The following is a 23,391-nucleotide window of genomic DNA, read 5'->3' on the forward strand; positions in this document are numbered from 1 at the left end:
CCTGGTCTATTACATCCGATTATCAGAAATCTTCGTTGGTTTCTTCAGCGCTTTCGCCATCAACAGCGAACTGCGGTTTGGAATCCTGGTTGCTGAGCAGAAGCTCGCGCACCTTCTTCTCGATCTCTTTTGCTGCAGCCGGGTTCTCTTTCAGCCAGGAGATTGCATTCGCTTTACCCTGACCAATCTTGTCGCCGTTGTAGCTGTACCAGGCACCCGCTTTTTCAATCAGCTTCTCTTTCACGCCCAGGTCAACCAGTTCGCCGAAGAAGTTGATACCTTCGCCGTACATGATCTGGAACTCAGCCTGTTTAAACGGTGCCGCAATCTTGTTCTTCACAACCTTCACGCGGGTTTCGCTACCCACCACGTTCTCACCGTCTTTCACGGCACCGATACGGCGGATATCCAGACGCACGGAGGCGTAGAATTTCAGCGCGTTACCACCGGTGGTGGTTTCCGGGTTACCGAACATCACACCAATCTTCATACGGATCTGGTTGATGAAGATCAGCAGCGTGTTGGACTGCTTCAGGTTACCGGCCAGCTTACGCATCGCCTGGCTCATCATACGTGCCGCGAGGCCCATGTGAGAGTCACCGATTTCGCCTTCGATTTCTGCTTTTGGCGTCAGTGCTGCAACGGAGTCGACGACAATGACGTCTACTGCGCCAGAGCGCGCCAGCGCGTCACAGATTTCCAGTGCCTGCTCACCGGTATCGGGCTGGGAGCAGAGCAGGTTGTCGATATCAACACCCAGTTTACGTGCGTAGACCGGATCCAGCGCGTGCTCAGCATCGATAAAGGCACAGGTTTTGCCTTCACGCTGTGCAGCCGCCACAACCTGTAAGGTCAGGGTGGTTTTACCGGAGGATTCTGGCCCGTAGATCTCTACGATACGACCCATTGGCAGGCCGCCAGCACCCAGTGCAATATCCAGAGAAAGCGAACCGGTGGAGATAGTTTCTACATCCATGGAACGATCTTCACCCAGGCGCATGATGGAACCTTTACCGAATTGCTTTTCGATCTGGCCCAGTGCTGCCGCCAACGCTTTCTGTTTGTTTTCGTCGATAGCCATTTTTTCCTCTCATGCCGGGTGAAACAACTGCGCTTCACCCTGGATTCTGTTCTGTTGCAGCAATTATACTGTATGCTCATACAGTATCAAGTGTTTTGTAGAAATTGTTGCCAGAGCGTTTTTAACGCATAAATGGTGGCCTGACGACGCACGCTTTCACGGTCGCCGCTGAAGCATTCCCGGCGGGTAATCCCCTCGCCCTGCGCCGTGGCAAAGCCAAACCACACCGTTCCGACAGGCTTTTCATCGCTACCGCCGTCCGGCCCGGCGATGCCACTTATAGAGACAGCATAGTCCGCCCGGGCGGCACGCAGGGCACCAATCGCCATTTCAATGACCACCGGCTCGCTGACCGCGCCATGCTCAATAAGCGTGGGTTCACGGACACCAATCATTTGCGCTTTCGCTTCATTACTGTAGGTGACAAATCCGCGTTCAAACCAGGCAGAACTGCCGGCGATATCGGTAATGACTTTCGCCACCCAGCCGCCGGTACAGGATTCTGCCGTGGTGATCGTCGCACCGCGCTGTTTCAGCGCCTGCCCTACTCTCTCACTGAGCTGCATCAATTCATGGTCAGTCATCGCGTTTTGACTCCTTATAAACGTGCAGCACAAGATAGCACTTTAGACGCCAGATATGAGGATGGGGTGGAGGTTTTACGAGGGGGCTTCAGAAAAATTAACCTGAACGAGCGGTTAATAATGAAAAGGAGTGGCGCAACGCCACTCCTTTTTCGACGGACAGGAGCAGAATTAACTGAACGGCGAGGCCACACGCGCCTGCGCGACGGCCAGACCCAGCTGCCAGACCGCCATCGCATAGTGCGTGCTGTGGTTGTAGCGGGTAATGGTGTAGAAGTTCGGCAGCCCGTACCAGTACTGATAGCCGGTACCGATATCCAGACGCAGCAGGCTGACCTGCTGATTACCGCTCATCGGCTGCTGCGGCGTTAACCCTGCAGCGGTGAGCTGTGCCGCGCTGTAGCGGGTTTTAAAGCCGTTCTCCAGCCCCGGTGCCTGGCCGTTAGCCATCACCGCCACCGGCTGACCTGGGGTCCAGCCATGCTCTTTGAAGTAGTTGGCGACGCTGCCAATCGCATCCTCAGGATCCCACAGGTTGATGTGTCCATCCCCGTTGAAGTCGACCGCATACTGTTTATAGGAGGACGGCATAAACTGGCCGTAGCCCATCGCCCCGGCAAAGGAGCCCTTCAGATCCAGCGGGTCGTCCTGCTCGTCGCGGGCCATCAGCAGGAAGGTTTCCAGCTCGGAGGAGAAGTACTCCGCCCGACGCGGGTAGTTAAAGGAGAGGGTCGCCAGGGCATCCAGAATGCGGGTCTTACCCATCACGCGGCCCCAGCGGGTTTCCACCCCGATAATGCCGATGATAATTTCCGGCGGCACGCCGTACACCTGCTGGGCGCGGGTGAGCGCATCCTCATACTGGTTCCAGAACGCCACGCCGTTTTGCACGTTGTCCGGGGTAATAAACTGCTTGCGATAGCGCAACCACGCCCCGTTCGGCCCGGCCGGTGGCTGGGTGGTCGGCGCCTGGCGATCCATCAGTCGCAGAACATAGTCCAGACGCTTGGCCTGGGAGAGGATCTCCTGCAGCTGGGTTTTATTAAACCCGTGCTTGCTCACCATTTTGTCGATGAACTGTTCCGCCGCCGGGTTGTTGGCAAAGTCGCCCCCCATCTGCATCACATTATGCTGGGGTTCCAGCAGGAAGCCGCCAGACGGGGCGCCCGCCGTTTGTTGCTGGACCTCTTCGGTCTTTGGTTTGCTGCTGCAGGCAGAAAGCAGAATAAGCGCAGGCAGTAAGGCTGCGTAACGACGCTTGAGCATGAGACATCCATTCAACGAATTCGATAAGTGGCAAGTATGGTAAAGCATCCGGGACACCTCAAGGAAGAGATGCGAACCCGCACGGCAAAATCTTTACGCGCCTGAAGACAAATTCGTCCTCTTCTCAACCACGTCGCCCCCGCCTCGCCAATTATCTTTCAAAATAATACATTTTTCTTTCATTGTGAGATCTGTTTAACACTTTAAAACCTTTCAAAGTGATTATTATTAGCCCGTCAGAGATGAACTCACCCTACAGGAGAAAACAATGATAGAAACCATCACCCATGGCGCCGAGTGGTTTATCGGGCTGTTTCAGAAAGGTGGCGAGGTCTTTACCAGCATGGTCACCGGGATCCTGCCGCTACTGATCAGCCTGCTGGTGATCATGAATGCATTGATCAACTTTATTGGTCAGCACCGGATCGAAAAACTGGCCCAGCGCTGCGCCGGGAACCCCGTCTCCCGCTACCTGCTGCTGCCCTGCATCGGCACCTTTGTGTTCTGTAACCCGATGACCCTGAGCCTCGGACGCTTTATGCCCGAACGCTACAAGCCGAGCTACTACGCCGCGGCGTCCTACAGCTGTCATTCCATGAACGGTCTGTTTCCGCACATTAACCCCGGCGAACTGTTCGTCTATCTGGGGATCGCCAGCGGCCTGACCACCCTCGGCCTGCCGCTCGGCCCGCTGGCGGTGAGTTACCTGCTGGTCGGTCTGGTCACCAACTTCTTCCGCGGCTGGGTGACCGATCTCACCACCGCCATTTTCGAAAAGAAAATGGGCATCCAGCTTGAACAGAAAGTCCAGCTTGCAGGAGCCACAGCATGACCCGTATCCGGATTGAAAAAGGCGTGGGCGGTTGGGGCGGCCCGCTGGAACTCGACGCCACGACAAACAAAAAGATCGTCTATATCACCGCGGGCACCCGCCCGGCGATTGTCGACAAGCTGCGTGAACTTACCGGCTGGGAAGCGGTGGACGGTTTTAAGGAGGGCGAGCCGCCGGAAGCGGAGATTGGCGTGGCGGTGATCGACTGCGGCGGCACCCTGCGCTGCGGCATCTACCCGAAACGCCGTATTCCCACCGTCAATATCCATGCGACCGGTAAATCCGGCCCGCTGGCGCAGTACATCCTGGAGGACATTTACGTCTCCGGTGTAAAGGAAGAGAACATCTCTCTGGCCGGGGGATCTGCCCCGGCGAAGAAGAGTGCCCCGCGCGAGTACGACACCAGCAAGAAGATCACCGAGCAGAGCGACGGCCTGCTGGCAAAAGTCGGGATGGGGATGGGCTCCGCGGTGGCGGTGCTGTTCCAGTCCGGGCGCGACACCATCGATACGGTGCTGAAAACCATCCTGCCGTTTATGGCCTTCGTCTCGGCGCTGATCGGCATCATCATGGCCTCCGGTCTGGGGGACTGGATCGCCCACGGCCTCGCCCCGCTGGCCAGCCATCCGCTCGGGCTGGTGACTCTGGCGCTGATCTGCTCCTTCCCGCTGCTGTCGCCGTTCCTCGGCCCCGGGGCGGTGATTGCCCAGGTAATCGGCGTGCTGATTGGGGTGCAGATCGGGCTCGGCAATATTCCCCCGCACCTCGCCCTGCCCGCGCTGTTTGCCATTAATGCCCAGGCCGCCTGCGACTTTATCCCGGTGGGGCTGTCGCTGGCTGAAGCGCGGCAGGACACCGTCCGCGTCGGCGTGCCGTCCGTGCTGGTGAGCCGTTTCCTGACCGGCGCCCCCACCGTCCTGATTGCCTGGTTCGTCTCCGGCTTTATCTATCAATAAGAGGAATACGCGATGACCGTGATTTACCAGACCACCATTACCCGCATCGGCCAGAGCGCTACGGACGCGCTGAGCGACCAGATGCTGATCACCTTTCGGGAAGGGGCCCCGGCGGATATCGAGGAGTTCTGTTTTATCCACTGTCACGGCGAACTGAGCGGCGAGCTGCGGCCTGGCAGCCAACTCACGCTGGGCGATGCGCGCTATCCGGTGACGGCGGTGGGCGATGTCGCGGAGCAGAACCTGCGCGAGCTGGGGCATATCACCCTGCGTTTTGATGGCCAGACCGCAGCGGAATACCCAGGCACCGTGCACGTTGCCGGGCCGGTTCCGCAGACGGTAGCGGCCGGTTGTGTACTGAAATTTGTAGCGTAATTAAAGGAGAGAAACATGGAACAGGTTGCAGTTGTCATTGGCGGGGGACAAACCTTAGGGGAATTTCTCTGCCGCGGGCTGGCCGCAGAAGGGTATCGCGTGGCGGTGGTGGATATTCAGAGCGAAAAAGCCGCCCGGGTCGCCAACGGGATCAATAAGGAATTTGGTGAAGGCAAGGCGTATGGTTTTGGTGCCGACGCCACCAGCGAGCAGAGCGTGATGGCGCTGTCGCACGGGGTGAATGAAATCTTTGGCCGGGTCGATCTGCTGGTCTACAGCGCCGGGATCGCCAAAGCGGCGTTTATCGGCGACGTGGAACTGGGGGATTTTGACCGCTCGTTGCAGGTGAACCTGGTGGGCTATTTCCTCTGCGCCCGGGAGTTCTCGCGCCTGATGATCCGCGACGGCATTGCCGGGCGCATCATTCAGATCAACTCCAAATCCGGCAAGGTGGGCAGCAAGCATAACTCCGGCTACAGCGCGGCCAAGTTCGGCGGCGTAGGGCTGACGCAGTCTCTGGCGCTGGATCTGGCGGAGTACGGCATTACCGTACATTCGCTGATGCTCGGCAACTTGCTGAAGTCACCGATGTTCCAGTCCCTGCTGCCGCAGTATGCCACCAAGCTGGGTATTGAAGCGGATCAGGTGGAGCAGTATTACATCGATAAAGTGCCGCTCAAGCGCGGGTGCGACTATCAGGACGTGCTGAATATGCTGCTGTTTTATGCCAGCCCGAAAGCCTCCTACTGCACCGGACAGTCGATCAATATCACCGGCGGGCAGGTGATGTTCTGATTGTGGGTTAACCCCCCTCAAACCGTAGGCCGGGCAAGCGCAGCGCCGCCCGGCAATTCCACAGGAGCTACACATGGTTACCACATTAATCACCGTCGCCGTTATCGCCTGGCTGTGCCAAATGGCCCTCGGGGGCTGGCAAATCCACCGCTTTAACCGCGCCTTCGACGCTCTCTGCCAGAAAGGTCGTGTCGGCGTGGGCCGCTCCGGTGGGCGTTTCAAACCGCGGGTGATTGTCGCCATCGCGCTGGATGACAATCACCGCGTTTGCGACGCATTGATGATGCGAGGCCTGACGGTCTTTGCCCGACCGGTGAAAATTGCAGCGATTAACGGTCTCGCATTACAGGAATTAGAGCCTGATGTGATCTTTCCCAATGATTCGCTGTGTCAGGATGCACTATCATTAGCGCTTAAATTGAAACATGGATAATTTCGTTGTGAACGTTATAAGCTTGCGAAATTATCATTTCGCAACCTGAGGAACTCAACGCCTATGAAACCCCGTCAGCGGCAGGCGGCCATTCTCGACCATCTGCAAAAGCAGGGAAAATGTTCGGTTGAGGATCTGGCACACTACTTTGACACCACCGGCACCACCATCCGCAAGGATCTGGTGATCCTGGAGAACTCCGGGGCGGTGATCCGCACCTATGGCGGCGTGGTGCTGAATAAGGACGAGGCCGATCCGCCTATCGATCACAAAACGCTGATCAACACCCACCAGAAGGCGTTAATCGCTGACGCAGCGGTAAAGTTTATCCATGACGGCGACTCCATTATCCTCGACGCGGGCAGTACGGTGCTGCAGATGGTGCCGATGCTGAGCCGCTTCAATAACATCACGGTAATGACCAACAGCCTGCATATCGTCAACGCCCTGTCCGAATTCGACAACGAACAAACCATCCTGATGCCCGGCGGCACCTTCCGTAAAAAATCAGCTTCGTTTCACGGCCAACTGGCAGAAAATGCCTTCGACCATTTCAGCTTTGACCGGCTGTTTATGGGCACCGACGGCATCGACCTCAATGCGGGCGTCACCACCTTCAACGAGGTGTTCAGCGTCAGCAAAGCAATGTGCAATGCCGCCCGGGAAGTGATCCTGATGGCCGACTCGTCGAAGTTTGGCCGTAAAAGCCCGAATATTGTCTGTAGCCTTGAGAGCGTCGATAAGCTGATCACCGACGCGGGTATCGATCCGGCGTTCAAAAAAGCGCTGGAAGAGAAAGGAATCGACGTGATTGTAACCGGAGAGAGAGATGAGTGATTTTCTGATCAACGCAGGTCGTCAGACCCTGATGCTGGAACTGCAGGAGGCCAGCCGCCTGCCGGATCGTCTGGGTGACGATTTTGTTGTGGCTGCCAACACCATTATTCAGTGTGAAGGCAAAGTGATTGTCGCGGGCATTGGTAAGTCCGGCCATATCGGCAAGAAAATTGCTGCCACGCTGGCCAGCACCGGTACCCCGGCCTTTTTCGTCCATCCCGCTGAAGCCCTGCACGGCGACCTGGGGATGATCGAGAGCCGCGACGTGCTGCTGTTTATCTCCTACTCCGGTTCGGCGAAAGAGCTGGATCTGATCCTGCCCCGTCTGCAGGAGAAATCGGTCGCGCTGCTGGCGATGACCGGTAAATCCCGCTCGCCGCTGGCGCTGGCCGCCAAAGCCACGCTGGATATTTCGGTGGAGCGCGAAGCCTGCCCGATGCACCTGGCCCCGACCTCCAGCACCGTCAACACCCTGATGATGGGCGATGCGCTGGCGATGGCGGTAATGCAGGCCCGCGGCTTTAATGAAGAAGATTTTGCCCGCTCCCACCCGGCAGGCGCCCTGGGCGCCCGTCTGCTGAACAAAGTCCATCACCTGATGCGCACCGACGAGGCGACGCCGCAGGTGAAGCTGAGCGCCAGCGTGATGGAGGCGATGCTGGAGCTGAGCCGTACCGGGCTGGGGCTGGTGGCGGTCTGCGATGACGACCGCCAGGTAAAAGGCGTCTTCACCGACGGCGACCTGCGTCGCTGGCTGGTGGGCGGCGGCAAACTGGAGGTGAACGTCAGCAGCGCCATGACCACCGGCGGCCTGACGCTGAAGTCCGACAGCCGCGCCATCGAAGCCAAAGAGCTGCTGCTGAAGCGTAAAATCACCGCCGCCCCGGTGGTGGACGAGTCTGGCCGCCTGTGCGGTGCCATCAACCTGCAGGATTTCTACCAGGCAGGTATCATCTAGCTTTTCAGACCCAGACGTTTCGCCAGCCGGTGCAGGTTGGCGACGTCGGTCTCCAGCGCCCTCGCGCTTGCCGCCCAGCTGCGACCGTTCTGTTCCAGCGCCCGGACGATCATCTGGCGTTGAAAATCTTCCGTTGCCTCACGCAGGTTCTGATTCACCACTAACGGGATTTCCGGCGTCATCGCAGGCGCGTGCTCATCATGCAGGGCAAAATGCCGGGCGTGGATCACCACGTCATCCCCCAGCCGTGCCGCCCGGGCCAGCACCACCGCCCGGTGGATGGCATGTTCCAACTCGCGCACGTTGCCCGGCCAGCCGTAGCTCAGCAGATGCGCCCGCGCGCCGGGGCTGAGCACCACCCGGGATAACCCCATCCGCAGCCGGCACTGCTCGCAGAAATAGCCCGCCAGCAGTACCACGTCCTCGCCCCGCTCGCGCAGCGGCGGCACCGAAAGCGGGAAAACGCTCAGGCGGTGGAACAGGTCGGCGCGGAAGTTGCCTGCCAGCACCTCTTCGCGCAGATCGCGGTTGGTGGCTGCCAGCACCCGCACGTCGACCCGCAGGCTGCGGTCGTCGCCCACCCGCTGGATATCGCCATACTGCAATACCCGCAGGAGCTTGGCCTGCAGCGCCAGCGACAGCTCGCCAATCTCATCGAGGAACAGGGTGCCGTTATCCGCCATCTCAAATTTGCCGCTGCGGTTGCTGATGGCTCCGGTAAAGGCCCCTTTGACGTGACCGAACAGCTCGCTCTCCGCCACGCTCTCCGGCAATGCGGCGCAGTTGAGATAGACCAGCGGATTGACCGCCCGCGGCGAGGCCTCGTGGATGGCTTTCGCCACCAGCTCTTTGCCGGTGCCGGTTTCGCCCTCAATCAGCACGTTCAGATCGGAGGCGGCGACAATCTCAATCTCTTTTTTCAGGCTCATCATGCCCGGCGACAGGCCGATCATCTCGGTGTTTTTCACCTGCTCAAAGGCCGCCGGGCCCGCGGGCAGGCTGTTCTGGCTCTCGAGCTGCTCAATCAGCAGGGCATTGTTCAGCGCCCCGGCGGCGAGGGCGGCAATCAGCCTCAGCTCCTCGTCGCTGAAGGTGTCGAACTGATCCGGCGACATGCCGTCGAGGGTCAGGGCACCAATCAGGTTCTGCCCGGCAAACAGCGGCAGGCCGATACAGGCGTGCACCTTCAGGCTCTCCTGGCCAGGGATTAACCCGTCGTAGGGATCGGGCAGGTCGCTGTCGGTCGGAAAGCGCACCACATCCCCGGCGCGGGCGATGGTCTCCAGCCGCGGATGGCCCTCCAGGGTAAAGCGCCGTCCCAACACGTCCTGCGCCAGGCCGTCGATCGCCAGCGGGATAAACTGCCGCCCTTCATAGCGCAGCAGCGCCGAGGCGTCGCAATCCAGGACGTGACGCAGGGTGGAGATCAGCCGCTGAAAGCGATCCTGATGGCCGATACCGCTCTGTAATTCAATGGCGATTTTCGCCAGCACCTCTACGGAAAAACTCATTTTCGCCTCACTGTCATTTTGACAATGCATCTTGTCATATTGACTATATCAATGACAGTCAAAATGACTACCCATCAGGGGTTATTATTTTTAAATTTTTATAAAATCAATAGTTTAAAAAGTTGGCACGCAACCTGCTATTACCATTACATCTTTCGTTTAATTTCGCTGTATTAAGTTGAGGTTGCTATGTCTATTCTGGTTAAAAACAATATTCATTGGGTTGGTCAACGTGACTGGGAAGTACGTGATTTTCACGGGACGGAGTACAAAACGCTGCGCGGCAGCAGCTACAACAGCTATCTCATCCGGGAAGAGAAAAACGTGCTGATCGACACCGTCGATCATAAATTCAGCCGTGAATTCGTGCAGAACCTGCGCAGTGAAATTGACCTGGCCGATATCGACTACATCATCATTAACCATGCTGAAGAAGATCACGCCGGTGCCCTGACCGAACTGATGTCCTGCATCCCGGACACCCCGATCTACTGCACCAACAACGCCATCGACTCCATCAATGGTCATCACCACCATCCGGAGTGGAATTTCAACGTGGTGAAAACCGGTGACTCACTGGATATCGGTAACGGCAAACAGCTGATCTTCGTTGAAACCCCGATGCTGCACTGGCCGGACAGCATGATGACCTACATGACCGGTGACGCCGTGCTGTTCAGTAACGACGCCTTCGGCCAGCACTACTGCGACGAACGCCTGTTCAATGACGAAGTGGATCAGGCTGAACTGTACGAGCAGTGCCAGCGCTACTACGCCAACATCCTGACCCCGTTCAGCCGTCTGGTGACGCCGAAAATTACTGAAATCCTCGGCTTCAATCTGCCGGTGGATATGATTGCCACCTCCCACGGCGTGGTATGGCGTGAGAACCCAACCCAGATCGTCGAGCAGTACCTGAAATGGGCGGCGGACTATCAGGAAGACCGCATCACTATTTTCTACGACACCATGTCCAACAATACCCGCATGATGGCTGACGCAATTGCCCAAGGCATCAACGAAGTGGATCCGAACGTGGCGGTGAAAATCTTTAACGTGGCGCGCAGCGACAAGAACGACATTCTGACCAACGTCTTCCGCTCCAAAGGGGTGCTGGTGGGGACCTCCACCATGAACAACGTGATGATGCCGAAAATTGCCGGCCTGGTGGAAGAGATGACCGGCCTGCGCTTCCGCAACAAACGCGCCAGCGCCTTCGGCTCCCACGGCTGGAGCGGCGGTGCGGTTGACCGTCTCTCTACCCGTCTGCAGGATGCGGGCTTTGAAATGTCGATGAGCCTGAAGGCGAAATGGCGTCCGGATCTGGATGCGCTGGAAATCTGCCGTCAGCACGGCCGCGACATTGCACGTCAGTGGGCGCTCGCTCCGCTGCCAGAAGCGACCGCTAAAGCCACACCAGAACAGGAAGCCTGCGCCTGTGCCGCCGCGGCCGCCGCCGACCTCGGCCCTTGCATGCAGTGCAGCGTCTGCCAGTGGATCTACGATCCAGCCCTCGGCGAACCGCTGCAGGATGTCGCCCCAGGCACACCGTGGAGCGACGTGCCGGATAACTTCCTCTGCCCGGAATGTTCCCTCGGTAAAGACGTATTTGACGAACTGGCATCGGAGGCAAAATGAGCCAGGGTATCGTGATTATCGGCTCGGGCTTCGCCGCCCGCCAGCTGGTAAAAAATATCCGTAAACAGGATGCGAACGTCCCGCTGACGCTGATCGCCGCGGACAGTATGGATGAGTACAACAAGCCTGACTTAAGCCACGTTATCAGCCAGAGTCAGCATGCCGACGACCTCACCCGCCAGACGGCGGGGGAGTTTGCCGAACAGTTTAACCTGCGCCTGTTCCCTTACACCTGGGTCGCCGACATTGATGCGGCGGCGCACGTGGTGAAAGGGAAAGACATCCAGTGGTCATATGACAAACTGGTTCTGGCCACCGGAGCCGCGGCTTTTGTGCCACCGGTTCCGGGCCGCGAGCTGATGCTGACCCTCAACAGCCAGACGGAGTACCGGGCCTGTGAATCCACGCTGCGTGATGCGCAGCGGGTGATGATTGTCGGCGCGGGGCTTATCGGCAGCGAACTGGCGATGGATTTTTGCCGGGCCGGGAAAGCGGTCACCCTGGTTGACCATTCCGCCAGCATTCTGTCGGCGCTGATGCCAGCCGAAGTGAGCAGTCGCTTACAACACCGGCTGACCGATATGGGCGTGCATCTACAGCTGAAATCGCAGCTGCAAAGCCTGACTAAAACCGATACCGGGATCTGCGCCCTGCTGGATCGGGACCGCTGCATTGAAGTGGATGTAGTGATTGCCGCCACCGGCCTGCGTCCGGAAATCGCGCTGGCCCAGCGTGCCGGGGCAGAAACCAATCGCGGGGTGAAAGTCGATAGCTATCTGCAAACCACGCAGCCGGATATTTATGCCCTCGGCGACTGCGCCGAAATCAACGGCCAGGTGCTGCCGTTCCTGCAGCCGATCCAGTTAAGCGCCATGTATCTGGCGAAGAACCTGCTCGGGGCCAACACGCCACTGAAACTGCCTGCGATGCTGGTGAAGGTCAAAACGCCGGAACTGCCGCTGCATCTGGCAGGCGAAACCCAGCGCCAGGATTTGAACTGGCAGATCGCCATCGAACCTCAGGGGATGGTGGCAAAAGGTGCCGACAGCGAAGGCAATTTACGCGCCTTCGTGGTCAGTGAAGATCGGATGAAGGAGGCCTTTGCCCTGCTGAAATCATTACCTGTTTAACCCTCAAACTCTTGCTCTACTCGTTGTATGCTTGTCAGATTTTGCCTTTCGCAGCCCCGATGCCCCGGGGCTTTTTTAATTACGCAACTAAAAAGATAAATAATAAAATGCGGAACAGCCGAAAAACATCACCCTGTTTTATTCCCTGATTTCTTTTTAATCTGAGAGGGTATTGATTAGCCGGAGATAAACATGGCGACCTTCAGAAAAGAAATTAACGACCTTGCTGACTACTTTAAAAAAGTAGAGCCTGTCGAACGCATATTATTCCGTTGGCTTTACCTCAGCCCGGAGGCGCGAACCCAGCGCCTTAAAGAGCTGATGCTGCCTGTCAGCGACAAAAAACATTAATAAAAAAAACGGCGCAACTGCCGTTTTTTATTGCCCAAAAGCGGAAGTATTCATTGAACATATCCTTGTTTATTTAAATATAAATAAACCAAAGGTGTCAGCGGAATATTAATTTAAAGCACATCACATTTTTACTTTCCGCCATTTTAACCCTCACGAAAAGCTGTTATTTTTCGTCGTGAATTAAGCCCCTTTTTTGGACATGGATATTATGAACGCATTTAGCTATTTGCAACGCCTGGGCAAGGCGCTGATGTTGCCTATCGCGACCTTACCTGTCGCCGCGATTTTATTACGTCTGGGCCAGCCCGACGTGCTGAATATTCCCTTTATCGCCAGTGCAGGTGGCGGCATTTTTGACAGCCTGCCTCTGCTGTTTGCGCTCGGCATTGCTATTGGACTGGCGAAAGACAACGCCGGTGCCGCCGCGCTGGCGGGCGCTGTCGGTTTCCTGGTGCTGACCAAAGCCACGGCGGTCATTAACTCCTCCATTAACATGTCCTTCTTTGCCGGGATCATCGCGGGCGTGGTGGCGGGTCATTGTTACAACCGCTTCTCGGAGACCAAACTGCCCGACTTCCTGGCGTTCTTTGCCGGTAAGCGGCTGGTGCCGATCATGACCGGGCTGATCTGCCTGCTGCTGGCGTGGATTTGTGGCTACGTCTGGCCATCGGTGCAGCACGGGATTGATACCTTTAGCCTGCTGGTTTCCCGCAGCGGTGAGCCAGGCTGGTTTATTTACGGCGTCCTCAACCGCGCATTGATCCCCTTCGGCCTGCACTACATTCTGCACTCGGTATTCTGGTTCAGCCTCGGCGACTGCCTGAAAGTGACCTACGATGCGGCCAGCAGCATTCACAATATCTGCCTTGCGCCGGATGTGGTGAAAGGTTTAGTGGTGGGCGGCGCGGTACCGGGCATTGACGGTTCCAGCATTACCCAGATTGCCACCAATCTGACCCGCGGCGATCTCAACCGCTTCTTCGCCGGCGATCCGCATGCGGGGGTCTATATGGCCTGGGCATACCCAATCTTTATGGGCGGCCTGCCGGGTGCGGCGCTGGCCATGTACTTTGCCGCGCCAAAAGCGCGTCGCGCGGCGGTGGGCGGGATGCTGCTCTCCGTTGCCCTGACCGCCTTCCTTACCGGTATCACTGAACCGATTGAGTTCTCTTTCCTGTTCCTGGCCCCTGCCCTGTATGCCCTGCATGCGGTACTGGCTGGCGTGAGCATGGTGATCGCCAACAGCCTTGGCGTATTGCACGGCTTTGGTTTCTCGGCAGGTTTGATCGACTTCGTGCTGAACTGGGGATTAGCCACTAAACCCTGGATCCTGATCCCGCTGATTGCCCTGTTCTTTGTGATCTATTTTGTGGTCTTCAGTTTCGCGATCCGCTTCTTCAAGCTGAAAACACCGGGTCGGGAAGATGACGAGAGCGTAACGGGCGAGTCCGACGATCAAAATGAAGCTATCACGCACTACATCGCTGCGCTGGGCGGGGAGCAGAACCTGAAGCTGGTTGACGCCTGCATCACCCGCCTGCGTTTAACCCTGGTTGATAACAGCGTCCTCGACGAACCGGCCCTGAAAGCCCTCGGTGCCAAAGGCATTCTGAAGATGGGCACGCAGAATGCGCAGGTGATTCTGGGGCCACAGGCGGAGAGCATCGCGTTAAAAATCAGAGCGCGGCTTAACGCCTGATCCGATGACGCCCTCTTCTTCGGGAGAGGGCGTCATCGTCCGGCGAAAACCGGAACAGTTGCTACATCTCTCCCTTATTTCTTCCGTAAAACCGCCTACACTCTGACCATTGCGACTCTTCCCCGGTAACCCTATGCGTCAGCTTCAGAAAATCCGCCAGTACCAGCGGCTCTCCGTGCATTACGGCTTTACGCCAAAACTGACCACTCTCGCTGAAGTGGCCGAAGTGGCACTGTGCAGCGAACGCCACGCCCGGACGCTGTTACGCCAGCTGGCGGAAAGCGGCTGGTTAAGCTGGAAGGCGCAGCCGGGGCGCGGGCATCGTGCCACCCTGCACTGCCTGGTGACCACCAGCGAGCTCAGCGCCCCGCTGATGCATGCCTGTCTGGAGAAGGGAGATTATCAGAGCGCCCTGCAGCTGGCGGACGGCGATCCGGCCAGCCTGCATCACATCATCACCCCGTTTCTCGGCGGGAAATGGCTCAAGCACCAGCCGACGCTGCGCATCCCCTGGTATCGCCCGCTCACCTCCCTGCACCCGGCGCTGCATCGTCGACGCGCCGAACAGCACATTATCTGCGCGGTCCACGCCGGGTTAACTCGTTATGAACCGGGTCAGGCACAGCCGGTGGCGGATCTGGCGCACCACTGGGCCTGCTCTGACGACGGACTGCGCTGGCATTTTTACCTGCGCAGCGGCACACACTGGCATAACGGCCAGCCGCTGAGTGATGACGACATTCTCAGTGCAGTGCAGCAGCTGCTGAGCGATCCGGCCCGTAACAGCGGGCTGTTGCATATCGACGCGGTGACCCTCGTCGCCCCCTGGTGCCTGGCAGTGTATCTGCATGCCCCGGATGCCCTGCTGGCCCATCGTCTTGCCCATCCGGTCTGTCGCCTGCCCCATCCCCGACAACCAGAGGTCGGCGCCGGGCCGTTCGCTATTGCCCGCCATCACTCGCATTTTCTGCGCCTCGAGCGCCAGCCCTGGTACTTTGCTACCCATCCCCTGCTGCATGCCATTGAGTTCTGGCGCACCGGCACCGTCGCCGATAAACCGGCGTGGATTACGGTCGGGAAAGGCAGCGCCCCCCAGGACGCGGTGACCTCCACCAGCAGCGGGTTTGCATGGCTGATGGTCAATGCAAAATTGCCCGAAGCGCTTGCAGCGTATCTGCGCCAGACCGTTCTGACGCTCAACCAGCAGTGCTTTGGCCGACGTGAAGATCTGCAGATCCACACCGAAATCCTTCCCGGCCTGCAGGTGTCTGCCCTGCCCGCGCCCGCTGACAGCGATCTGCCGCCCCGACTGAAACTGGTGTGCTACAACACTCCGGAGCTACGCGAGCTGGCTGAAACCCTGCGGCTCCAGCTGCAGCCGCAGGGCTGTGAGTTGCACACCGAGTGGAAGGATCGTGATGGCTGGTATGCCCCTGATACCCTGGCGGATGCCGATCTGCTGCTGGGGGATCATCTGGCGACCGGCATGGCGGAGTTTGCGCTGGCGGAGTGGTTTATCTATGAACCCGCATGGGCCACGGCGCTGGGCGAGGCAGGCTGGGAGGCGGCAAAACAGCAGCTGATGCAAAACAGCGACAGCGAAGCGCATTTTCACGCCCATCTGACGCCCTTTTTCCAGCGTCTGCTGGCAGAGGGGCGCTGCACGCCGCTGTTCCACTATCGCTACCGGATCAACGCCCTGGAAAACGTGCAGGATATGGTCCTGACCGCGGGGGGCTGGCTCGATTTTACCCGCGCCTGGCTGCCCCCGGCCGCCGAATTGTGATTAGCGGTGCGGCCCGGGGATCACCGAATCACGCAGGATCAGCTCTCCGGCAAAGGTCTGCCGGAAGGTGAACTCCCCGCCGTCGAGCATAAAGATCAGGCGGCTGATGGTCTCTTTCACCATCTCGGTCACCGGCACGCGCACGCTGGAGAGCGCGGGCACCACGTAGGGCGCCATCGCAATGTCATCGAAACCGACTACCGAAACCGCCCCCGGCGCGGCGATGCCGCTGTCGTGAAGCTGCTTAATGGCGCCGATCGCCATGTCGTCGTTGCTCGCCACCAGCGCGGTAAAACGCTCGCCCCGTGCCAGCAGCGTCGCCACCCCTGCCGCCCCGCTGGCCGGGTTCCATTTACCTTCGACAATCAGCGAATCGCGCAGCGGGATATGGTGCTGGGCCAGGGCATCTTTATAGCCGGAAAGACGTTCAATCCCGGTGGGGGAATCCAGCGATCCGGTGATAAAGGCGATATCGCGATGGCCCTGTTCGATGAGGACCGATACCGCCGCCTGGCTGGAGGCTTTATGATCCGACCAGACGCAGTGGCTGCTGTTTTTGCGCAGCCGACGGTTAAGCACCATCACTGGCTGCTCGTGCTTCTGGATAATCTCGTCCATCTCATCGACGCTGAGAAAACGCGGGTAGATGATGATCGCGTCGCAGCGCATATCGAGCAGATACTGAATCGCCTCCCGCTCTTCATCGGCGCTGTGCTTGCCATCGGCGAGGATCAGCTGCCGGCCTCTCTCCTCGGTCATTCTCGCAGCATGGAACAGCAGCTCGCTGAAATAGACCCCGTGGTAGAGGGTGTTGGTCACCACCAGCCCGAGGGTTTGCGTGCGTTTGGTCGCCAGGTTGCGCGCCAGTAAATTGGGCCGGTAGCCGCTCTCTTCAATCGCCTGAAATACCCGGTCTTTTGTCTCCTGGCTCACGTAGCCATTGCCCGAAAGCACCCGGGAAACCGTCGCCTTCGATACCCCTGCCCGCTTCGCCACTTCCAGCATCGTGGTCATCAATCTGTTCCATCTGCATCTGATGAGCGGCAGTGTACTGTACCGCGTGGAAAATGTCGCAGCAGGACGATCACGCTTTTTGCCGCCTTAGGTGATCGTCATCACGGATCTAAAAAATGGTCAAAATGCGATCTTGTTTGATTCGGAGAAACTCTTCATGATTTTGTGGAACCGGTTTCCTATATAAGTTTCATCGTTGCAGACGGTGAAGACGTACCTTACTGATAAAACAGGATATAACCCGATGGCCAAAAATTATGCTGCGCTGGCGAACGCCGTTGTCAGCGCGCTCGGCGGCAAAGACAACATCGTCGCTGTCACCCACTGTATGACCCGACTGCGCTTTGTGGCGAAAGACGAGAGCCTGATCGACAGCGCCACGCTGAAAAGCATCAGCGGCGTGCTGGGGGTAGTGCGCAACGACAACCAGTGCCAGGTGATCATCGGCAATACCGTTTCCCAGGCGTACCGCGAGGTGGTCAATCTGCTGCCTGCCGATATGCAGCCTGCTGCCCCCCAGGGGCCGCAAAAGCTGACCCTGAAACGGATCGGCGCGGGGATCCTTGACGCGCTGATCGGCACCATGTCTCCACTGATCCCGGCGATCATCGGCGGATCGATGGTCAAACTGCTGGCGATGATCCTCGAGATGACCGGCGTGCTGACCAAAGGCGAGCCAACGCTGACCATTCTGACGGTGATCGGCGACGGGGCGTTCTTCTTCCTGCCGCTGATGGTGGCCGCCTCTGCCGCGGTGAAGTTCAAGACCAACATGTCGCTGGCGATTGCCATTGCCGGCGTGCTGGTACACCCGAGCTTTATCGAGTTGATGGCAAAAGCGGCGCAGGGCGAGCACGTTGAGTTCGCCTTCGTTCCGGTGACGGCGGTGAAATACACCTACACGGTGATCCCGGCGCTGGTGATGACCTGGTGCCTGTCATATATCGAACGCTGGGTGGACAGGATCACCCCGGCCGTTACCAAAAACTTCCTTAAGCCAATGCTGATCGTGCTGATTGCCGCCCCGCTCGCCATCGTCCTGATTGGGCCGCTGGGGATCTGGATCGGCAGCGGTATCTCTTCGCTGGTGTATACCATTCACGGTTATCTGGGCTGGCTGTCCGTCGCCATCATGGGCGCGCTGTGGCCGCTGCTGGTGATGACCGGGATGCACCGCGTCTTTACCCCAACTATCATTCAGACCATTGCAGAAACCGGCAAAGAGGGGATGGTAATGCCGTCTGAAATCGGTGCCAACCTGTCGCTCGGCGGTTCGTCCCTGGCGGTGGCGTGGAAAACCAAAAACCCGGAACTGCGTCAGACGGCGCTGGCCGCCGCAGCCTCTGCCATCATGGCGGGGATCTCTGAACCGGCGCTGTATGGCGTGGCGGTGCGTCTGAAACGCCCGCTGATTGCGAGCCTGATCAGCGGCTTTATCTGCGGCGCGGTTGCCGGGATTGCCGGCCTGGCCAGCCACTCAATGGCGGCGCCGGGCCTGTTTACCAGCGTCCAGTTCTTCGACCCGGCTAACCCGATGTCTATCGTCTGGGTCTTCGGGGTGATGGCCCTGGCCGTGGTGCTCTCTTTCGTGCTGACCCTGATTCTGGGCTTTGAAGATATCCCGGTAGAAGACGACGCGGAGAAAGCGCGCGCCCTGCAAACCGCACCGGTTCAGGCCAAAGCAGCACAAGCATAAATGTATAGCGAGGTAACAATGTCAGTTTTTCCACAAGGATTTTTATGGGGCGGCGCACTGGCCGCTAACCAGAGCGAAGGCGCATACCGCGAAGGCGGCAAGGGCCTGACCACCGTCGATATGATCCCCCACGGCCCCAACCGCCTGGCGGTAAAAGTCGGCAAGGAAAAACGCTTTTCGCTGCGTGATGACGAGTTCTATCCCAGCCACGACGCGATCGATTTTTACCATCGCTATAAAGAAGATATCGCTTTAATGGCTGAGATGGGCTTCACGGTATTCCGTACCTCGATTGCCTGGAGCCGTCTCTACCCGAATGGCGACGAGCCGCTGCCGAATCAGGAAGGAATAGCGTTTTACCGGGCGGTGTTCGAGGAGTGCAAAAAGTACAATATCGAGCCGCTGGTGACCCTGTGCCACTTCGACGTGCCAATGCACCTGGTGACCGAGTACGGCTCCTGGCGCAACCGAAAGATGGTCGACTTCTTCGCCCGCTATGCGCGCACCTGCTTCGAGGCGTTCAACGGGCTGGTGAAGTACTGGCTGACCTTCAACGAGATCAACATCATGCTGCACAGCCCGTTCTCCGGAGCCGGGCTGGTGTTTGAGGAAGGCGAAAACGAAGATCAGGTCAAGTACCAGGCGGCGCACCACGAGCTGGTGGCGAGCGCGCTGGCGACCAAAATTGCCCACGAGGTGAACCCGCAAAACCAGGTCGGCTGCATGCTGGCGGGCGGCAATTTTTACCCGTATTCCTGCAAACCGGAAGACGTGTGGATGGCGCTGGAGAAAGACCGGGAGAACCTGTTCTTTATCGACGTGCAGGCCCGGGGAAGCTACCCGGCCTACTCGGCCCGCGTGTTCCGCGAGAAAGGGGTGGTGATTGTCAAAGATCCGGGCGATGACGCGCTGCTGAAGAACACCGTCGATTTTGTGTCGTTCAGCTATTACGCTTCGCGCTGCGCCTCGGCGGATATGAACGCGGGAAACACCAGCGCGGCCAACATCGTCAAGTCCCTACGCAACCCGTACATTGAGGTGAGCGAATGGGGCTGGGGCATCGACCCGCTGGGCCTGCGCATCACCATGAACATGATGTACGACCGCTACCAGAAGCCGCTGTTCCTCGTGGAGAACGGTCTCGGGGCGAAAGATGAGATTGACGCTAACGGCGAAATCAACGACGACTACCGCATCAGCTATCTGCGGGAGCATATCCGCGCCATGGGTGATGCGATTGAAGACGGCATCCCGCTGATCGGCTACACCAGCTGGGGTTGTATCGATCTGGTGGCCGCCTCTACCGGCGAGATGAGCAAGCGCTACGGCTTTATCTATGTCGATCGCGATGACGCCGGAAACGGCACCCTCGATCGTAAACGCAAAAAATCGTTCTGGTGGTACAAGAAAGTGATCGCCAGCAATGGTGCCGATTTAGAGTAATCCCCCCTCCGCCGGGCGGAGCTGCGCTTGCCCGGCCTACAAACGTCCTCACAAATCCAATAGTTTCATGGCGTTATTATCGTTCATTGACACCATGAATATATCATTGTATAAAACTCCGCCGAAATAAATGATATTCATTCTCAGCCAGACGCACGATCTGGCATCACTACATTAATGAAGGATAGCGTTCCATGAAAAAGGTCATCAGCGCATTAGGATTGCTGATCGCAACAGCAGGCTCGGCTTTTGCGACCACCTATCCTCTGACGATTGAGAATTGCGGATATAAAGAAACCTTCACCAAAGCGCCGGAGCGCGTCGTGGCGCTGGGACAAAATACCGTCGAAATTCTGCTGCTGCTGGGCCTTGAAGATAAGGTGGCCGCCAGCGCCTTCTGGCCAACAAAAGTGCTGCCGCAGCTGGCTGAACAGAACAAAAAAGTCAAAACGCTGACCGTCGAGATCCCGACCCTGGAATCCATTCTGGCGCAAAACCCGGACTTCGTTCCGGCGCAGCTGCCGCTGCTGCTGGGGCCAGAGAGTAAAGTCGCCAAACGCGAAGATCTGGCCACCGTGGGGGTGAGCAGCTATATGTCGCCAGGCATGTGCGCCACCAAAAAAGACGTTGGTGATATGTACGGCAGCCGCCAGAAGCTGTGGGACATGACCTTCCTGTATAAGGAGATCGAAGATTTCGCCAAAATCTTTAACGTTGAAGATCGCGGTCAGGCGCTGATTGCCGACTTCAAAAAGCGCGAAGCCGACCTGCGCAGTGAATTCAGCAAAAACAAAAAAGACCTCTCCTTCGTCTTCTGGTTCTCCAGCTCCTCCCCCTCTTCTGATGCCTACGTCGGCGGGAAAAACAGCGCCTCCGGCTTTATCGCCAACGTGCTGGGCGGCCACAATGCCATTACCTCCGAAACCGAATGGCCGACCGTCGGCTGGGAGAGCATTATTGCCGCCAACCCCGACGTGATCGTGGTCTCCAGCCTCGACCGTAATCGCTGGGCGCTGGACGATGCCCAGGAAAAAATCAAATTCCTGAAGAGCGATCCGGCCGTCAGCCAGCTCGACGCCGTTAAAAAAGGTCACATTGTGATCATGGATGGTCAGGCGATGAACCCGACTATCCGCACCATCTATGGCGCGGAGCAGATTGGTGAACAGCTCAGAAAGATGGGACTCAATTAATGTCAGCAGTGGTTCAACAGACCCGACATAACTGGCTGTTACCGGCGTCGGGTGTTATGGCGATAGTGGCGTTGCTGTTGGTGATCGCCATCGGCGTCAGCGTGGGGGAGCTGTCGATCCCCCTGCAGAGCGTGTTCTACGCCATTACCAATAAAATCGGCTTAACCGAGGTTCCGCTCAACCGCATCCACGAGAGCGTGATCTGGGACTTCCGCCTGAGCCGGGCGCTGGTGGCGGCCTGCTGCGGTGCGGGGCTGGCGATTTGCGGCGCGGTGCTGCAAAGCCTGCTGAAAAACGCCCTCGCCGAACCTTACGTGCTGGGCGTCTCTGCCGGGGCATCCACCGGCGCGGTCGCCGTCGTGGTGCTGGGCATTGGCAGCGGCACCGTCACCCTCTCCGCCGGGGCCTTTGCCGGGGCGTTTGCCGCCTTTGCGTTTGTGGCCCTGCTGACCAACGGCGCACGCGGCGGCAGTGAACGCACCATTCTCGCCGGGGTTGCCGCCTCGCAGCTGTTTAACGCCATCACCGCCTGGACCGTCAGCACCTCGGCCAGCGCCCAGCAGGCGCGCGACGTGATGTTCTGGCTGCTGGGCAGCTTTAGCGGCGTGAGATGGCCGGAGTTCCAGCTGGTGCTGGTGGTAATGCTGGTGGGTCTGGCGATCTGCCTCTATTACGCCCGCGCGCTGGACGCCTTCACCTTTGGCGACGATGCCGCCGCCTCACTGGGGATTGCCGTGCCCTGGGTGCGCCTGATCCTGTTTATCGTCACCGCCTTAATGACCGCGACCATCGTCAGCATGGCGGGCTCCATTGGCTTTGTCGGCCTGGTGGTGCCCCACATGATGCGCTTCTTCTTCGGCCCCCTGCACCGCACGCTGCTCATCGCCAGCGCACTGGCCGGGGCGATCCTGATGGTGCTGGCGGATATCGCCTCGCGGCTGCTGATCGCCCCGCAAAGCCTGCCGGTTGGCGTGGTGACCGCGCTGGTGGGCGTCCCGTTCTTTGCCATGATTATCTATCGTTCAAGGAATAAGTGATGAGCATCACTGCTGAAAATATCACCTGGAAGGTGGGTAAAAAGGTCATCGTCGACAATGTCTCTCTGGCGGTATCCCGGGGGCAGACCGTCGGTCTGCTGGGGCCAAACGGCTCCGGCAAATCGTCCCTGCTGCGGATCCTCGCCGGTTTGCGTCGCCCGCATAGCGGCACCGTCGCGCTGGAGGGTAAAAGCATCAATGGGATCCCTAAAAAGCAGCTCGCCCGGCGGGTGGCCTTTGTGGAACAGCACGGCATGACCGACGCCAACATGCGCGTGCGGGACGTGGTGAAGCTGGGGCGTATTCCGCACCACTCCCCGTTTTCCGGCTGGACGGCGCAGGATGACGAGACCGTCAATTCGGCGCTGAAGACGGTGGATATGCTGCATAACAGCGATCAGGGCTGGCAGAGCCTCTCCGGCGGGGAACGCCAGCGGGTGCATATCGCCCGCGCGCTGGCGCAGATGCCGACCGAGATTCTGCTGGATGAACCCACCAACCACCTGGATATCCACCATCAGATGCAGCTGATGCAGTTGATCAGCCAGCTACCGGTCACCAGCATCGTCGCCATTCACGATCTTAACCACGCCTCAATGTTCTGCGATGCGCTGATTGTGATGCAGAAAGGGCGCATTGTGGCCACCGGCACGCCGCAGGAGATCCTCACCGAGGAATTGCTGTGGAATGTGTTCCGGGTGAAAACCCGCATTGAGCTCTCGCCTTACCATGGCAAAAAACACATCCACTACCTCGTCTGAGGCGAGGTTATC

Annotated in this window: 22 protein-coding genes; 17 read left to right on the forward strand and 5 right to left on the reverse strand. The window is 58.4% G+C overall.

Going from position 1 to position 23,391, the window contains the following annotated elements:
• Window positions 1–22: 22 nt before the first annotated feature.
• The 3 genes from recA to mltB form a co-directional block, all read right to left on the reverse strand.
• Window positions 23–1,081 carry a recombinase RecA gene (gene recA / locus M8318_RS13620; protein WP_262663186.1) on the reverse strand — a complete coding sequence of 353 codons (1,059 nt, stop codon included), beginning with the start codon at window positions 1,079–1,081 and terminating at the stop codon, window positions 23–25.
• An 86-nt stretch (window positions 1,082–1,167) separates the two neighbouring features.
• Window positions 1,168–1,665, reverse strand: a complete 498-nt coding sequence (gene pncC / locus M8318_RS13625) for a nicotinamide-nucleotide amidase (protein ID WP_262663187.1) — start codon at window positions 1,663–1,665, stop codon at window positions 1,168–1,170.
• A 171-nt stretch (window positions 1,666–1,836) separates the two neighbouring features.
• A complete protein-coding gene (mltB, locus tag M8318_RS13630; RefSeq protein ID WP_181247295.1) occupies window positions 1,837–2,931 on the reverse strand; it encodes a lytic murein transglycosylase B in 1,095 nt (364 codons plus the stop codon).
• Window positions 2,932–3,199: 268 nt separating this feature from the next.
• Between mltB and srlA the strand changes: the two genes are divergently transcribed.
• The 7 genes from srlA to gutQ all read left to right on the forward strand — a co-directional run bounded on the left by srlA (window position 3,200) and on the right by gutQ (window position 8,117).
• Window positions 3,200–3,763, forward strand: a complete 564-nt coding sequence (gene srlA, locus M8318_RS13635; RefSeq protein ID WP_156264509.1) for a PTS glucitol/sorbitol transporter subunit IIC — start codon at window positions 3,200–3,202, stop codon at window positions 3,761–3,763.
• The gene (srlE, locus tag M8318_RS13640) at window positions 3,760–4,719 is read left to right on the forward strand and encodes a PTS glucitol/sorbitol transporter subunit IIB (protein WP_262663188.1); all 960 of its coding nucleotides are present in this window, start codon (window positions 3,760–3,762) and stop codon (window positions 4,717–4,719) included. The genes srlA and srlE overlap by 4 nt, the downstream gene beginning before the upstream one ends.
• Before the next feature lie 12 nt (window positions 4,720–4,731).
• Window positions 4,732–5,094, forward strand: a complete 363-nt coding sequence (gene srlB, locus M8318_RS13645; RefSeq protein ID WP_262663189.1) for a PTS glucitol/sorbitol transporter subunit IIA — start codon at window positions 4,732–4,734, stop codon at window positions 5,092–5,094.
• A 15-nt stretch (window positions 5,095–5,109) separates the two neighbouring features.
• The gene (gene srlD / locus M8318_RS13650; protein ID WP_262663190.1) at window positions 5,110–5,889 is read left to right on the forward strand and encodes a sorbitol-6-phosphate dehydrogenase; all 780 of its coding nucleotides are present in this window, start codon (window positions 5,110–5,112) and stop codon (window positions 5,887–5,889) included.
• Window positions 5,890–5,962: 73 nt separating this feature from the next.
• Complete coding sequence (gene gutM / locus M8318_RS13655; RefSeq protein WP_262663191.1) at window positions 5,963–6,322, forward strand: transcriptional regulator GutM; 360 nt, start codon at window positions 5,963–5,965, stop codon at window positions 6,320–6,322.
• Between the two features lie 63 nt (window positions 6,323–6,385).
• The gene (srlR, locus tag M8318_RS13660; protein WP_039029976.1) at window positions 6,386–7,159 is read left to right on the forward strand and encodes a glucitol operon DNA-binding transcriptional repressor SrlR; all 774 of its coding nucleotides are present in this window, start codon (window positions 6,386–6,388) and stop codon (window positions 7,157–7,159) included.
• Entirely contained in the window at window positions 7,152–8,117 is a 966-nt protein-coding gene (gene gutQ, locus M8318_RS13665) for an arabinose-5-phosphate isomerase GutQ (protein WP_262663192.1), read from the forward strand. The genes srlR and gutQ overlap by 8 nt, the downstream gene beginning before the upstream one ends.
• On the opposite strand, the gene norR is transcribed toward gutQ, so the two are convergent.
• Window positions 8,114–9,628, reverse strand: coding sequence for a nitric oxide reductase transcriptional regulator NorR (gene norR / locus M8318_RS13670; protein ID WP_262663193.1), 1,515 nt, complete (start codon window positions 9,626–9,628; stop codon window positions 8,114–8,116). The genes gutQ and norR overlap by 4 nt on opposite strands.
• 189 nt (window positions 9,629–9,817) lie before the next feature.
• On the opposite strand from norR, the gene norV reads away from it, so the two are divergent.
• The 5 genes from norV (at window position 9,818) to M8318_RS13695 (ending at window position 16,235) form a co-directional block, all read left to right on the forward strand.
• Window positions 9,818–11,266, forward strand: coding sequence for an anaerobic nitric oxide reductase flavorubredoxin (gene norV, locus M8318_RS13675; protein WP_106994498.1), 1,449 nt, complete (start codon window positions 9,818–9,820; stop codon window positions 11,264–11,266).
• Window positions 11,263–12,396 carry an NADH:flavorubredoxin reductase NorW gene (gene norW, locus M8318_RS13680; protein WP_262663195.1) on the forward strand — a complete coding sequence of 378 codons (1,134 nt, stop codon included), beginning with the start codon at window positions 11,263–11,265 and terminating at the stop codon, window positions 12,394–12,396. Before norV ends, norW begins: the two co-directional genes overlap by 4 nt.
• Before the next feature lie 192 nt (window positions 12,397–12,588).
• A complete protein-coding gene (locus M8318_RS13685) occupies window positions 12,589–12,747 on the forward strand; it encodes a hypothetical protein (RefSeq protein WP_262663196.1) in 159 nt (52 codons plus the stop codon).
• A gap of 211 nt (window positions 12,748–12,958) precedes the next feature.
• Window positions 12,959–14,449, forward strand: coding sequence for an N-acetylglucosamine-specific PTS transporter subunit IIBC (nagE, locus tag M8318_RS13690; RefSeq protein ID WP_262663197.1), 1,491 nt, complete (start codon window positions 12,959–12,961; stop codon window positions 14,447–14,449).
• A gap of 133 nt (window positions 14,450–14,582) precedes the next feature.
• A complete protein-coding gene (locus M8318_RS13695) occupies window positions 14,583–16,235 on the forward strand; it encodes an SgrR family transcriptional regulator (RefSeq protein ID WP_262663198.1) in 1,653 nt (550 codons plus the stop codon).
• On the opposite strand, the gene M8318_RS13700 is transcribed toward M8318_RS13695, so the two are convergent.
• Window positions 16,236–17,249, reverse strand: coding sequence for a LacI family DNA-binding transcriptional regulator (locus tag M8318_RS13700; protein WP_262663199.1), 1,014 nt, complete (start codon window positions 17,247–17,249; stop codon window positions 16,236–16,238).
• 244 nt (window positions 17,250–17,493) lie between these two features.
• On the opposite strand from M8318_RS13700, the gene ascF reads away from it, so the two are divergent.
• From ascF to eitC, 5 genes are all read left to right on the forward strand, one after another.
• Entirely contained in the window at window positions 17,494–18,945 is a 1,452-nt protein-coding gene (ascF, locus tag M8318_RS13705; protein WP_262663200.1) for a PTS cellobiose/arbutin/salicin transporter subunit IIBC, read from the forward strand.
• An 18-nt stretch (window positions 18,946–18,963) separates the two neighbouring features.
• Complete coding sequence (locus M8318_RS13710) at window positions 18,964–20,388, forward strand: 6-phospho-beta-glucosidase (protein ID WP_262663201.1); 1,425 nt, start codon at window positions 18,964–18,966, stop codon at window positions 20,386–20,388.
• Between the two features lie 194 nt (window positions 20,389–20,582).
• Complete coding sequence (gene eitA, locus M8318_RS13715) at window positions 20,583–21,581, forward strand: siderophore ABC transporter substrate-binding protein EitA (protein WP_262663202.1); 999 nt, start codon at window positions 20,583–20,585, stop codon at window positions 21,579–21,581.
• Window positions 21,581–22,618 carry a FecCD family ABC transporter permease gene (locus M8318_RS13720; protein ID WP_262663203.1) on the forward strand — a complete coding sequence of 346 codons (1,038 nt, stop codon included), beginning with the start codon at window positions 21,581–21,583 and terminating at the stop codon, window positions 22,616–22,618. The genes eitA and M8318_RS13720 overlap by 1 nt, the downstream gene beginning before the upstream one ends.
• Window positions 22,618–23,379 (forward strand): siderophore ABC transporter ATP-binding protein EitC, encoded by a 762-nt coding sequence (eitC, locus tag M8318_RS13725; RefSeq protein WP_262663204.1) that lies wholly within the window; start codon window positions 22,618–22,620, stop codon window positions 23,377–23,379. The genes M8318_RS13720 and eitC overlap by 1 nt, the downstream gene beginning before the upstream one ends.
• Window positions 23,380–23,391 lie beyond the last annotated feature (12 nt).

Origin of the sequence: Leclercia tamurae, from assembly GCF_025566055.1 — a bacterium.
In the GTDB taxonomy this organism is placed as follows: Bacteria; Pseudomonadota; Gammaproteobacteria; order Enterobacterales; family Enterobacteriaceae; genus Enterobacter; species Enterobacter tamurae.

Bases quoted from the DNA above. Each gene is read 5' to 3' on its own strand.
- M8318_RS13700 (WP_262663199.1), bottom strand. From the start codon at position 17,249: ATGACCACGATGCTGGAAGTGGCGAAGCGGGCAGGGGTATCGAAGGCG.
- M8318_RS13720 (WP_262663203.1), top strand. From the start codon at position 21,581: ATGTCAGCAGTGGTTCAACAGACCCGACATAACTGGCTGTTACCGGCG.
- ascF (WP_262663200.1), top strand. From the start codon at position 17,494: ATGGCCAAAAATTATGCTGCGCTGGCGAACGCCGTTGTCAGCGCGCTC.
- srlR (WP_039029976.1), top strand. From the start codon at position 6,386: ATGAAACCCCGTCAGCGGCAGGCGGCCATTCTCGACCATCTGCAAAAG.
- srlD (WP_262663190.1), top strand. From the start codon at position 5,110: ATGGAACAGGTTGCAGTTGTCATTGGCGGGGGACAAACCTTAGGGGAA.
- norV (WP_106994498.1), top strand. From the start codon at position 9,818: ATGTCTATTCTGGTTAAAAACAATATTCATTGGGTTGGTCAACGTGAC.
- recA (WP_262663186.1), bottom strand. From the start codon at position 1,081: ATGGCTATCGACGAAAACAAACAGAAAGCGTTGGCGGCAGCACTGGGC.
- M8318_RS13695 (WP_262663198.1), top strand. From the start codon at position 14,583: ATGCGTCAGCTTCAGAAAATCCGCCAGTACCAGCGGCTCTCCGTGCAT.
- srlA (WP_156264509.1), top strand. From the start codon at position 3,200: ATGATAGAAACCATCACCCATGGCGCCGAGTGGTTTATCGGGCTGTTT.
- mltB (WP_181247295.1), bottom strand. From the start codon at position 2,931: ATGCTCAAGCGTCGTTACGCAGCCTTACTGCCTGCGCTTATTCTGCTT.
- M8318_RS13685 (WP_262663196.1), top strand. From the start codon at position 12,589: ATGGCGACCTTCAGAAAAGAAATTAACGACCTTGCTGACTACTTTAAA.
- gutQ (WP_262663192.1), top strand. From the start codon at position 7,152: ATGAGTGATTTTCTGATCAACGCAGGTCGTCAGACCCTGATGCTGGAA.
- pncC (WP_262663187.1), bottom strand. From the start codon at position 1,665: ATGACTGACCATGAATTGATGCAGCTCAGTGAGAGAGTAGGGCAGGCG.
- norR (WP_262663193.1), bottom strand. From the start codon at position 9,628: ATGAGTTTTTCCGTAGAGGTGCTGGCGAAAATCGCCATTGAATTACAG.
- eitA (WP_262663202.1), top strand. From the start codon at position 20,583: ATGAAAAAGGTCATCAGCGCATTAGGATTGCTGATCGCAACAGCAGGC.
- nagE (WP_262663197.1), top strand. From the start codon at position 12,959: ATGAACGCATTTAGCTATTTGCAACGCCTGGGCAAGGCGCTGATGTTG.
- srlE (WP_262663188.1), top strand. From the start codon at position 3,760: ATGACCCGTATCCGGATTGAAAAAGGCGTGGGCGGTTGGGGCGGCCCG.
- norW (WP_262663195.1), top strand. From the start codon at position 11,263: ATGAGCCAGGGTATCGTGATTATCGGCTCGGGCTTCGCCGCCCGCCAG.
- eitC (WP_262663204.1), top strand. From the start codon at position 22,618: ATGAGCATCACTGCTGAAAATATCACCTGGAAGGTGGGTAAAAAGGTC.
- srlB (WP_262663189.1), top strand. From the start codon at position 4,732: ATGACCGTGATTTACCAGACCACCATTACCCGCATCGGCCAGAGCGCT.
- M8318_RS13710 (WP_262663201.1), top strand. From the start codon at position 18,964: ATGTCAGTTTTTCCACAAGGATTTTTATGGGGCGGCGCACTGGCCGCT.
- gutM (WP_262663191.1), top strand. From the start codon at position 5,963: ATGGTTACCACATTAATCACCGTCGCCGTTATCGCCTGGCTGTGCCAA.